At 65.3% G+C, this 11,784-nt stretch carries 10 protein-coding genes and 2 tRNA genes; 9 read left to right on the forward strand and 3 right to left on the reverse strand.

What is annotated here, in order from left to right:
* Positions 1 to 46: 46 nt before the first annotated feature.
* On the forward strand, positions 47 to 643 hold the full coding sequence (locus ACQR03_RS02070; protein WP_315749491.1) for a DUF2147 domain-containing protein: 597 nt from the start codon (positions 47 to 49) through the stop codon (positions 641 to 643).
* A gap of 53 nt (positions 644 to 696) precedes the next feature.
* Here ACQR03_RS02070 and ACQR03_RS02075 read toward each other — a convergent pair.
* Together ACQR03_RS02075 and ACQR03_RS02080 are read right to left on the reverse strand one after the other, a co-directional pair.
* Positions 697 to 771 (reverse strand) — tRNA-Thr (locus tag ACQR03_RS02075).
* Between the two features lie 189 nt (positions 772 to 960).
* Positions 961 to 1,461: a hypothetical protein gene (locus ACQR03_RS02080; RefSeq protein WP_315749493.1), complete on the reverse strand. Its 501-nt coding sequence runs from the start codon at positions 1,459 to 1,461 to the stop codon at positions 961 to 963.
* 363 nt (positions 1,462 to 1,824) lie between these two features.
* Here ACQR03_RS02080 and ACQR03_RS02085 point away from each other — a divergent pair, with 363 nt between their 5' ends.
* Positions 1,825 to 2,286, forward strand: a complete 462-nt coding sequence (locus ACQR03_RS02085; protein WP_315714639.1) for a hypothetical protein — start codon at positions 1,825 to 1,827, stop codon at positions 2,284 to 2,286.
* Positions 2,287 to 2,343: 57 nt separating this feature from the next.
* Positions 2,344 to 2,790, forward strand: coding sequence for a hypothetical protein (locus ACQR03_RS02090; protein WP_315749495.1), 447 nt, complete (start codon positions 2,344 to 2,346; stop codon positions 2,788 to 2,790).
* 57 nt (positions 2,791 to 2,847) lie between these two features.
* On the opposite strand, the gene rlmB is transcribed toward ACQR03_RS02090, so the two are convergent.
* Entirely contained in the window at positions 2,848 to 3,678 is an 831-nt protein-coding gene (rlmB, locus tag ACQR03_RS02095; RefSeq protein WP_315714637.1) for a 23S rRNA (guanosine(2251)-2'-O)-methyltransferase RlmB, read from the reverse strand.
* Positions 3,679 to 3,894: 216 nt separating this feature from the next.
* Here rlmB and ACQR03_RS02100 point away from each other — a divergent pair.
* The 6 genes from ACQR03_RS02100 to ACQR03_RS02125 all read left to right on the forward strand — a co-directional run bounded on the left by ACQR03_RS02100 (position 3,895) and on the right by ACQR03_RS02125 (position 11,613).
* A tRNA-Tyr gene (locus tag ACQR03_RS02100) sits at positions 3,895 to 3,980 on the forward strand.
* 618 nt (positions 3,981 to 4,598) lie between these two features.
* A complete protein-coding gene (locus ACQR03_RS02105; RefSeq protein WP_315729346.1) occupies positions 4,599 to 6,128 on the forward strand; it encodes a TolC family outer membrane protein in 1,530 nt (509 codons plus the stop codon).
* Between the two features lie 252 nt (positions 6,129 to 6,380).
* Complete coding sequence (locus ACQR03_RS02110; RefSeq protein ID WP_315714635.1) at positions 6,381 to 8,564, forward strand: type I secretion system permease/ATPase; 2,184 nt, start codon at positions 6,381 to 6,383, stop codon at positions 8,562 to 8,564.
* 1 nt (position 8,565) lies between these two features.
* Positions 8,566 to 9,900, forward strand: coding sequence for an HlyD family type I secretion periplasmic adaptor subunit (locus ACQR03_RS02115; protein WP_315749499.1), 1,335 nt, complete (start codon positions 8,566 to 8,568; stop codon positions 9,898 to 9,900).
* 301 nt (positions 9,901 to 10,201) lie between these two features.
* Positions 10,202 to 11,182: a transglutaminase-like cysteine peptidase gene (locus ACQR03_RS02120; RefSeq protein WP_434841509.1), complete on the forward strand. Its 981-nt coding sequence runs from the start codon at positions 10,202 to 10,204 to the stop codon at positions 11,180 to 11,182.
* A 119-nt stretch (positions 11,183 to 11,301) separates the two neighbouring features.
* The gene (locus tag ACQR03_RS02125; RefSeq protein ID WP_315749503.1) at positions 11,302 to 11,613 is read left to right on the forward strand and encodes a hypothetical protein; all 312 of its coding nucleotides are present in this window, start codon (positions 11,302 to 11,304) and stop codon (positions 11,611 to 11,613) included.
* The last annotated feature ends 171 nt before the right edge of the window (positions 11,614 to 11,784 follow it).

Below are 11,784 nucleotides of genomic sequence, written 5' to 3' on the forward strand. Positions count from 1 at the left end.
TACGAGCGCGTGGCTCGAGGCCATGGAGACAGTGAGGTCCCTGGACATGACATTGAGATTCGTTCTGCGCGTCGGCTTACGCATCGTCGTCGGCCTGCTGCTGTCGATGGCGGAGGGCCGCGGTCACGCCGCTCCCGTCGGCGATCCGTTCGGCACATGGTTGACCGAGGACGGCCGCGCCCGCGTCCGCGTCGAGCGCTGTGGCGCGATGGCCGACCGCGTCTGCGGCTACATCGTGTGGATGAAGGAGACGGCGGATGCCAAGGGGCAGCCGTTCCGCGACCGGCTGAATCCCGATCCGGCCAGGCGCGGCCGTCTGCTGCTGGGCCACCAGATGCTGCTCGGCCTGAAGCTGAACGCCGACGGCCGCCACAGCGGCGAGGTCTACAACGCCGAGGACGGCAAGACCTATGCCGTCTCGATCTGGCGCGAGGGCCCGAAGATGCTGGCGGTCAAGGGCTGTCTGCTCGGGCTGTTCTGCGCGACGCAAGGCTGGGTGCTGGTCACGGATCAGGTGCCCGGCCAACTCATCGGAGCGACCGGCGAGGGCGGCGGGCCGTTGCCGGATCCAGAGTGGACTGCGCCCAGGCCGCCGTCGGCGACCGGCATCGCCAGACCCGCGGTCAGGACGAGGGCGAATTGACGCCTAAAGCCGGTGACAGCCATTGCCGCAGCAAATCCCAACTTCACGGAAGCTGGTGCCGGCTGAGGGGATTGAACCCCCGACCTTCGGTTTACAAAACCGCTGCTCTACCGCTGAGCTAAGCCGGCGAATGCTGGTGGCGGAGATCTCGTCGTCAGTTTGCGACGAGGTCTCGCGAAGCGCGGTGTTCCTACCAGAGTTGATGCAGTCCGGCTACTCCCCGCGTGAGCGCCGCTTCTGCCATCAGCCCAGCAAAAAGGGCGGCCGTTGGGCCGCCCCTGTCGGAGCCGATCGTCGAAGCCGCTCCGGCTCGATCTTTACTGGCAGATGTGCATCAGCCCGTCGCTGCCCTTGAACATGGTGCCGGGGCGGCAGACCAGGCCGTTGCGGGTCGCGTAACTGTTCCAGTCGCCATAATAGCCGTTCGGGCCGCGATCATAGCTCGGTTGGCCGTAAGAGGGGCCGGGACTGTACGCATAGGCATCCGCGGTGCGGAACGGCGCGGTCGCGATGGCGCCGGCGGTTCCGATGGCTGCGCCTGCGATGCCGGCAGCGGTGCCGACCGCTCCAGCGGCGACGTCAGCCGGCCAGAAGCCGCTGTTGCGGCGATCGCTGTTGCGGCGATCCCAGCCGTTGTTGTTCCATCCGGTATCGGTGCGCTGCTGCATCATGGCCCCGTCCTGGCGGGCCATGTGCCGGTGCTGCATCATTCCTTCCTGCTGGTGGTTCATATGCCGGTGGTGCACGTCGCGCGCCATGGCCGGGCCGGCGAGCGCCGTTGCGAGTACCGCAGCCCCGAGAATAGCAAATCGTGTCATGGAATACTCCATCGTTGCGCCCCACCTGCTAAGCGCAAGCCGGCCCCGTCGTTCCCGCCGCGACGGGAATGTTTTGGAACGACATGAGGCCCGGTGCCTTCGGAGGCCGGAGCCGCGGTTGCGGTCCGGCTTGCTCCGACCCGAAGGCTGTTAGTCTTGCGGACAGGGCAGCGGGGTTGATGCTGGCAATATTGTCGCTCATCGGCTGATGATCAGCCATTAACCCTCGCACTCGAACCCCACCCGGGCTTTAACCCGGAATGGTGGCTCCCGCGTTAGTCTTACCAGCAGATTGATGTGCGCGTTTAACCCATCGGGGCGCGCGTTGCGGTATTGGTAGGATGACAACCGGGGCGTGAATTCATGCGTACTACAACGGCTCTTGTGATTCTGATTGGAGCGTCTTCCGCCGCGCTCGCCAGCGAAGGCTTCGAGATCGTCATTCCGCAGCGGCCCGGCGTGCCCGTCGTCATCAACGGCATCGATGCGTCCTACGCCGTCGTCGAAGGCCAGTACGGTCTTGGCAGGGGCAACTACATGCAGCCGACGATCTATGGCGGCCGGCCGGTCGAGCCCGAGCCATATGTTGGCCATTACTATCCAACCCTCGGAGCAAGGCCCGGCTATGGCCGGATGGAGATCGAGCCGCCGGCCGATCGCAAGCTGCCGAAGCCGGCCGAGAGCTATTCCCGCTCGTGGGGCGCCCAATCCCAGATGCAGCCGCCGGAGCCGGCGGTGCCGATGTATCCGCCTGCCGTCATCCTGGCTCCGCCCGATGGTGATCCTCGCGGCTATCCCAATCGGCCGCCGGCCTACCGCCGCTAGCCAGCAACTCACCATCAACAGCCAGACCAAGCAAGAACAGATCAACAGGAGAGAGTTATGCGTGGAGTAGTTTCAGGACTTGTCGCCATTGCCGGCCTCGCCGTCGCCGGCAGCGCGCCGGCCGCGGCCTGCGGCGCCACCGCCTGCGGCCCGTGCGGCTACGCCGCGCCGTGCGCGCCGCAGGTCACCTATCAGCCGACCGTGACGTACCAGCCCACGGTGACGTATCGGCCGCAATATTTCTATCAGCCCGGCTACACCTACACCTACGGCCATGGCTGCGGCGCCTGCGGCGCGAGCTATGAGCGGCTGCCCGAGCCGACCCGGCAGTATTACTATGTCAACCAGGGCCCGACCTACAGCGGTCCTGGCGCCTTCGCGCCGTATCCTGCCTATGAGGAGCAGGCGCTTCCGGTCTACAGCTATCATCACCGCCGCCACGCCTATCGCTGGGGCGCTTCGCCTTATTATCACGGGCAGCGCGTGCTGCGCCGCTATTACTGATCAGACGGACGTTCGTTCGCGCCAACGCCCGTGCGCCTCATGCGCGCGGGCGTTTCGTCATTTTGACATCAAGCCGAGCCGGCTCGCGCCGATATAGAGCGCGAGCACGGCGGCATTGGAGACGTTGAGGCTCTTGATCGCGCCGGGCATGTCGAGCCGCGCCACGACGCTGCAGGTCTCGCGCGTCAATTGCCGCAGGCCCTTGCCCTCGGCGCCCAGCACCAGTGCGAGCGGCTCGCGCAAGGCGACCGCCGCGATGTCCTCCTCGCCCGCGCTGTCCAGTCCCACCGTCTGAAAGCCGCGCTCGTTCAGCCGCGTCAGCGCGCGTGCGAGGTTCTGCACCGTGATGATCGGCACCAGCTCCAGGGCGCCCGATGCGGACTTGGCCAGTACACCGGTGGCCTCCGGACTGTGGCGGGCGGTGGTCACGATCGCCTTTACGCCGAACGCCGCTGCCGAGCGCAAGATCGCGCCGACATTGTGCGGGTCGGTGATCTGGTCGAGCACCAGGATCAGTCCCTCGGCCGCGAGCGTGTCGATGTCCGGCGAGGGCAGGGGCTCGGCCTCCGCCAACAGGCCCTGGTGCACGGCGTCCGGACCGAGCCGCTGGTCGATCTGGCTGGGGCGCACGATCTCGGGCGTCACCCGCGTCTCGATCCGCTCGTCGGCAAGCCGCCTGGCGGCGTTCTCGGTCAGGTAAAGCTTGCGAATCCGCCGCTTCGGATTGGCGAGCGCCAGGGTCACGGTGTGCCAGCCATAGAGAATGACGGGCGCATCCGAGTCCTGGTCGCGCTCCCGCCACGGCTGGGGGCGCTCGAATCCGCGCGGTTTGCCGGAGAATTTACCGCCCGGACGGCGAAAAGGGGGCTTTCGGTCGCGTTCGCTCATGGCCCGAGCTTCTGTCACGGCCTGCGGATTCTGGCAATTTGGCACCGCTGAGACGGGAAAATTCGTCGTCCCTTGGTTGACTTCGAGGGCCGGGTTCGATCATAAGGGCCCCGGCCGCGCGCGCCCGCTCCTTCGGGCCCCGCGGTCTTACCGTCTCCATGGCGCTGATGGTCCCGACGCTGCTGTTCCGCGGCCGGCCCGAATTGCCATCGATACGGGGGAGTGTCCCGAGTGGCAAAGGGAGCTGACTGTAAATCAGCCGCCTCATGGCTTCGCAGGTTCGAGTCCTGCCTCCCCCACCATTCACTGCCTCTCAGCTCCACGAGATTTTTCGAGGACAATGGACCCCATTGGCCATTGCTTCCCTGCAGACTATGCGTCGAAATATATGGGGCGCATCTGGGTCCTGGCGGCCGGTCGCGATCTTCATTGGATCCTTCGTTGTTCGCGATCCCTGGGCGGCGATCGCTCACGGCTGTCGTGACGACGCGCCAGAACCCAGGCTTCCGACATCTGCGGGGCCGACGTGGCAATGGCGGGCGACTGATCGCCTGTTGCCGTTCCGCCGTCTCGGGTGAGGGCCCCGGCTACGACATCTCAGTTAATGCCGCAGGAGCGGTCCATATTGAAGACAAACACGAAAAACTCGACATTCTCTGACGCGAGATTTTTTTCTTTATGAAATAAATGGCTGACTTTAAATCACCGCCTCAGCTTCACGTCATCCCCACGACGTTGATTTCGCTTCAGATTCTGAAATCTTTGCCCTGAGGAATATGGCGGAGCGTAGCTATTCTGCCACAACCGGGCGGCTTTTCGCCGCAAATGTGGCGAGTCACATTGCGAGCCGATCTCGGGTTTGTTATCGGTTCCCTATGTTGAAGATCGTATATACACCCATTTTCATATGTGTTGTGGGAATGAGCTTTAGCCCGGCATTGGGCGCTGAGCCGTTCACCATCCAGGACGCCATCAACCAGGCGGTGAAGACCAATCCCGGTGTCGGAGAGGCCGCCGCCAATCGGCGGGCCACCGAAGCCGAGCTTCGCCAGTCCCAGGGGACGCTGCTGCCGCAGGTCCGGCTCGATGCGAGCGCCGGACCGGAGATGCTCAAGCAGTATGTCTCGCCGGCGCCGAGCAACAATGGCCGCTACCTGCGCGGCCGCGAGGCCGGCGTGGTGGTCCGTCAATTGCTGTTCGATGGCTTTTCCTCGATCAATGAAGTGTGGCGACAGGCCGCGCGGGTCGATGCCGCCGCGTACCGCGTGCTGGAGCGAACCGAACTGATTGGTCTCGATGCCGCCGAAGCCTATGTCGACGTGGTGCGCTACTCCAGGCTGGTCGCTCTGGCCGAGAAGAACCTCAAGGTTCATCTCGAACTGCGCAAGAACGTGCTGGCCCGTTTCCAGGGCGGCCGGGCCGGCGAGGGCGACACGCAGCAGGCCGAGGAACGGGTTGCGGCAGCGCAGGCCGTGCTCGAGGAATTCCGTCTCAGCCTCGAAGTGGCGCGCGCGAAGTACCGCAAGGTCGTCGGCGTCGAGCCTTATAACCTGCGTTTCCCCGGCCGGCTGTCCGACATGCCGCGGGACAAGGCGGAATCGCTCGACATCGCCTACAAGTTCAATCCGACCCTGCGCGCTGCCGCGGCGGATGTGACGGCCGCCAAGCGGGGATTCGATGCCACCACCGGCACCTTCCTGCCGACGCTTTCGCTCGAAGGCCGCGCGACGACCGGCAAGGAATCGATCACCTACAACAATCGTTACGACGAGGTCAGCGGCAAGGTCGTTGCATCCTGGGATATCTTCAACGGCGGCCAGAACAGCTGGCGCCGCGAAGAAGCCGCGCAGCGGATGATCCAGGAGCAGCAGAAGCATGCTCGTCTGCAGCGCGATGCGCTGGAGTCGATCGACAAGGCCTGGGCGGCCCGGATCATCACCGCCGATCGCGTCTCAGCTCTTGTCCGCGATGTCGAAGCGGCCCGCCGCACGTTCGTCGCCTACAACAAGGAGTATGAGCTCGGCCAGCGCACGCTGATCGATCTCTTGAACTCCCAGAACCAGTACTTCAACGCCAACGTGTCGCTGGTGTCGGCGCGCGGTGTGGTGGTGTTTGCCGACTATCAGCTGCTCGCCGCGATGGGCCAGATGCTGAACTACCTGAAGACCGGGCATCCGCCGGAGACCGAGCCGGTGGACACGCCGAGTGGCTTCATCGGCTACAGCCTGGCGCCCATTCGGCTGAGTGCGCCGGCGCCCGGACCGCAGCCGCTGAGCTCCGCCGGTCCGGTGCCGATGTTCGGCCTGCATGACGGTACGCCGAAGCATCCCGCGCCGATTACCTTTGGCGATCGGTGGGCCTCGAGCGATCCCGAGGATACGACGCTGTTCGTCGCGTCTGGAAAATACGGCGGATACGCTCAGAGCCCCAACGGGCACGCGCCGAAATAGGTGAGACTAACAAGAGCCGGTGCATGTCGCGCCGGCTTTTCACCATACGCATTTACTTTGCGCTGAGTTTGTCGAGAAACACCTGTAAAAATCTCAGAAAAGCCAAGTGCGGGCCAAAGAATTAGGCTAAGGCAAATTATTAGCAAGAAGCAATGGGTGCCGGTCCGCGTTGCTCGGTGGGCCAGATGGATTTCCGAGGCGTCGTTGAACATTCGTCCGACAAGGTTCGAGCTCGAAGAGACGGCGCACGTGATGCCCCAGATGAGCGCAGCCGCACCAGCAGCTGATCCTCTCAGTGACAGTCTGCTTTACCTCGCTGCTCATCACGGCCGCGCCCTGAGCCGCAGCGCGCTGCTGTCCGGATTGCCGCTCGACAGCGGCGTGCTCAGCATCGCGCTCTACGAGCGCGCCGCGCAGCGGGCCGGGCTCGAGGCGCAACTGGTCGAACGGCCGCTGAGCGATATTCCCGCGCTGGTGCTGCCCTGCGTGCTGATGTTTCACGACGGCACCACGCGCATCCTGCTGACGATCGACGAGGCCGCCGGCCGTCTCACCATCGTCGATCCTTCGCGCCGCGAACAGCCGGCGATCGAGCGCTTCGAGGCGGTCGCGGCGCGGTATGTCGGCTTCGCCTATCTGGTGCGGCCCGCCACAATTGCCGATCCGCGCGTGGCGGCAGCCGGTGAAGTGCCGAAGACGCACTGGTTCTGGTCGGTGGTCAGCCGCTTCGGCGCCAATTACGGCCATGTCGCGATCGCCGCGTTCATCGTCAACATCCTGGCGCTGGCCGCGCCCCTGTTCACGATGAGCGTCTACGACCGCGTGATCCCGAACGGCGCGATCCCCTCGCTGGTCGCACTCGGCGTTGGCCTCATGCTGGCCATCGGATTCGACTTCCTGCTCAAGGTGGTGCGCAGCCGCATCATCGACATGACCGGAAAGAAGATCGACGTGGTGCTCGCCGCGAACATCTTCGAGCACGTGATGTCGCTGAAGATGGACAAGCGGCCGCCATCGGTCGGCATCCTCGCCAATCAGCTCCGCGACTTCGATTCGGTGCGCGAGTTCTTTACCTCCGGCACCGTGGTGTCGGCGACCGACATGCTGTTCGCGGTCGTGTTCATCATCGTGCTGTTCATCATCGCCGGTCCCATCGCCTGGATTCCGCTGCTGATGCTGCCGGTGATGATCGCCGTCGGGCTGCTGATCCAGCGGCCGCTCGAACGCGCGATGCGGCAGATGCAGGCGCAATCCGCCGCGCGTCACGGCATTCTCGTGGAATCGCTCAACGGGATGGAGACGGTCCGCGCGGTGGCCGGCGAGAGCCGGGTGCAGACGGTGTGGGAGCGTTCGGTGGCGGCGCAGGCGCGCTCCAGCGAGGACGTCCAGTTCTGGGCCTCGATGGCGATGACAGCGGCGAGCGTCGCGAGCCAGTTCTGCAGCCTGCTGCTGGTCGTCGTCGGCGTGTTCCTGATCCTCGACGGCAAGCTCTCGGTCGGCGCGCTGGTGGCGGCCAACATGCTGTCGGGTCGCGTGCTCGGTCCGATCGCAGGCATCGCCGGCCTGATGACGCGCTTCACCCAGACGACGTCGGCGTTGCGCTCGATCGACCGGCTGATGTCGCTGGACCGTGAGCGTCCGCCGGAGAAGATCTACGTCGCGCGCGAGATCAACCAGGGCCGCATCCAGTTCAAGAACGTCAGCTTCTCCTATCCGGGAAGCCAGACCAAGGCGCTCGACAACGTCTCCTTCGACATCAAGCCCGGCGAGAAGATCGGCATCATCGGTCGCGTCGGCTCGGGCAAGACCACGGTCGGTCGCCTCGCCACCGCGTTCTATCCGCCGACGGAAGGCAGCATCCTGATCGATGGGATCGACATCCAGCAATACGACCCGGCCGATCTGCGCGCCGGCATCGGCTTCGTGCTGCAGGATACCGACCTGTTCTACGGCAAGCTGCGCGACAACATCACGCTCGGCCGTCCGGCGGCGACCGATGAGGAGGTGCTGGAGGCCGCGCGGCTCGCCGGCGTCGAGACCTTCATCGCCGGTCATCCGCAGGGCTACGAGATGATGATCGCCGAAGGCGGCCGCAGCCTGTCGGGCGGGCAGAAGCAGGCGATCGGGCTCGCGCGCGTCCTGATCCGCAAGCCGCGCGTGCTGTTCCTCGACGAGCCGACCGCACATTTCGACGTCCGCAGCGAGGGCGAATTCCTCGAGCGCCTGAAGTCGCTGGCCAAAGGCGAGATGTCCATCATCGTCTCGACCCACCGACCGTCGTTGTTGTCGCTGGTCGACCGCATCCTGGTATTCGACTCCGGCAAGATCGTCGCCGACGGGCCGACCGCGCAGATCCTCACCATGCTGCGTCCGCAGCAGCCCGCGGCGGCGCCGGCCGCGAGCCACGCGGTGAAGCCGGTCCAGGGGACGAGGTGACATGGCGCACAGCGATTTCGCGTTCTCCAACGACATCAGGGCTGCCGTCGAGCTGCGCACGCCGAAGACGGCGCGGATGCTGCTGCTCGCCTCGCTCGGCCTGTTCTTCACCTTCCTGATCTGGGCGCATTTCGCCGTGCTCGACGAGGTCAAGCGCGGCAACGGCAAGGTCGTGCCGTCGCGCCAGACCCAGGTGGTGCAGTCGCTGGAAGGCGGCATCATCGCCGACCTCCTGGTGCAGGAAGGCGCGATCGTCGAGAAGGATCAGCCGCTGGCGCGCATCGAGGACACCAATTTCGCCTCGCAGTTCGGCGAGATCCGCGAGCGCCGCGGCGCGATGGCGGCCCGGGTGATCCGGCTCGCGGCGGAGACCGAGGGCCGCAGCCCGGTCGAGTTTCCCGACGACCTCGTCGCCGACGCCCCGCGCGCGGTGCAGACCGAGCGCGCGGTGTTCGACGCCCATGCACGCAAGCTCGCGCAGGACATCGACGTGGTGCAGCAGCAGGAACAGCAGAAGAGCAAGGAGATCGACGAGCTCAGGGCCACCGAGAAGCGCTTCTCGGAGACGCTGGCGCTGCTCAATCGCGAGCTGGGACTGACCCGCAAGCTGTTCGACCAGAAGGTGGTGCCGGAGATCGAGATGCTGCGCGCCGACCGCCAGGCGACCGACATGCGCGGCCAGCTCGCGGTGGTGCAGGCGAGCATCGTGAAGACCGAGGCGGCGGTGCAGGAGGCGCGCTCGCGCCGGCTCAACATCGTCACCGCCTTCCGCGCGCAGGCCGAAGACGATCTCGCGAAATCCCGCGGTGATCTCGCCGTGCTCGACGAGAACATCAAGTCGGCCCAGGACCGGGTGCGACGCACCGAGCTGCGCTCGCCGGTGCGCGGCATCGTCAACAAGCTCAACGTCACCACCATCGGCGCGGTGGTCGCGCCGGGCGCCAGCCTGATGGAGATCACGCCGCTCGACGATACGCTGCTGGTCGAGGGCCGCATCCGTCCGCAGGACATCGCCTTCATCCGTCCCAACCACGAGGCGGTGGTCAAGCTCAGCGCCTATGATTCATCTGTGTACGGCTCGTTGCACGGGCGCGTCGAGCGCATCAGTGCCGACACGATCACCGATGAGAAGGGCGACAAGAACGAGCGCGGCGAGACCTTCTATCGCGTGATGGTGCGCACCGAGAAGAACCATCTCGGCACCGCCCAGCAGCCGCTTCCGATCCTCCCAGGCATGGTCGCGACCGTGGAGATCCTGACGGGCAAGAAATCGGTGCTGGACTATCTCGTCAAGCCTGCCCGCATGCTGCGTGACGAGGCGCTGCGCGAGCGCTGAGCAGGCGTCCGCGCGAGCGCACCGAAACCCGGGTTCTCCACGAAAGCGCGTGTGACCCAGAATGCCGCTGCGCTCATCCGGGGCGCCCCGTGCGGCGGACAGCGTTGCCAAAATCTGAATCGTTCAAATGCGACGCGATTTGGTCGGCCGTGATTAGTCGCGTTCGCAGCTTGGCGGCGAACATCACCGCGGTTTAACCGGCCCGCAGCAGCGCCGGCCCTATCCCTGATCCGATAACAACCGGGACAGGGATCGACGCGATGACGTCGGCCGATGCCCCGGAGCATACGGGGCGTCACTGATGTTGCGGATCGATCGGGCGCGGGTTCTCCCGCGCGCGCTGGGGCTTGCGCTTGTGTTGTCGGTCGTGGCCGGTTGTGCCGGCGCTGCGTTTGCCGAGACTTCAAATCGTAGATCTCCGCAAGGCACTGCGGATGGCGCGCTGCCGGTACCACCGCCCGTCCGTTTCTTCACCATCAATGCCGTGCTTGCCAAGCATGACGGCCTGCGTCGCTCCGCCTCCGCTGCTGTGGAAGTCGCATCGACCGACCCGGCCGGGCCTGCGGGATCAGTCAGCGACGCTCCGCAGGGACCCGCGGTCGCGACTCCCAGCGACGAGCCGTTCGGCCTGATGACGTTCCGCGCACCCGAGGGTGTGCTGTGGGTGAAGTGGCGCGGCATTCAGGGGGCGATGGCGAGCGAGCGGATCTCGGTCGAACGTTGCAACCGCGATGACGCGCGCTGCTCGGCCTCGGAGCGCCTCTTCGTCGCGCTGACCCGGTCGGCGTCTGCGGCGAGCGACGGCCGCACGCGCGCGGAAATGATCAATCGTGGCGTCAACCACGCGGTGCGCTACGTCAGCGACGATCAGCAACACGGCCTGCCGGACGTCTGGAGTTCGCCACTGCAGACCTTGCGCAGTGGACTCGGTGACTGCGAAGACTACTCGATTGCCAAATACGCGCTGCTGCTAGCGGCGGGGACGCCCGAATCGGATCTCAAGCTGCTGCTGGTCCGAGACCTCGCCGTGCGGCAGGATCACGCCGTCGTCGCCGTGCGGCTCGACGGCAAATGGTCCGTGCTCGACAACCGGCGGGCCGCTCTGATGGAAGGCCGCGATCTGCAGTCCTTCATGCCGTTGTTTGCCATCGATCACCGCGGCGTCAGCCTGTTCGCTGCGCCCTATGCCGAGCGGCTGCACCACGAAAGCGAGAGCGACGTCACGCCGGCGGCGGAGGCCGACATCGGCGGCGGGAATCCGGGGCGGCCGCTGCTGCTCTGAATGTCGCAGGTGAACGGCTTGTAGCCGAGGTCATTTGCGGTCTTAATGCGCGCAGGGAAGCTGGCGAGCAGGGGGCTGCGGTGAATATCAAGCAAGTCATGGTTTGCGGGGCATTGGCCTTGTCGGCGATCGGTGGATTCATCGGCGGTGCACAGGCTCACGCGGTGATGCTGCCGGGCGCTGCGTTTTCGATCGCCTGCGAGAATGGCGGCAGCTACGTGCTGCGCTCTCGTCCCGTGCTCGCGCCGGGCGAGATCGTTACCGCGCAACTCTACCTCCATCCTCACCGTGCGATTCCGGTCCGTCTCGTCCCGATGGGCGACGGCTATCGCTATGCGGGCCGCGGCGTGTGGCTCGATGGCATCGGTGACCAGGCATTGTTGTATTTCCGCAAATACGAACCGGTGGCCTGCGTGGTCAGTCGCATCTGAGGCAATCTGCCGCGACTTCGACGCTCCTCAAGAATAGTTCCTGCCTTTCGCAAATAATTCGCGAGAGGCCGGTTCCATTTCGGCCGTTTCATGGCGGCAAGCTTTTATTCCCAACAGCGTGCGTGTTGTTCCCCAAGTATTGTGTGATCGAATAACTGCCAATTAGCAGTA

Origin of the sequence: Bradyrhizobium sp. HKCCYLS3070, assembly GCF_051167575.1 — a bacterium.
Classification (GTDB): Bacteria; Pseudomonadota; Alphaproteobacteria; order Rhizobiales; family Xanthobacteraceae; genus Bradyrhizobium.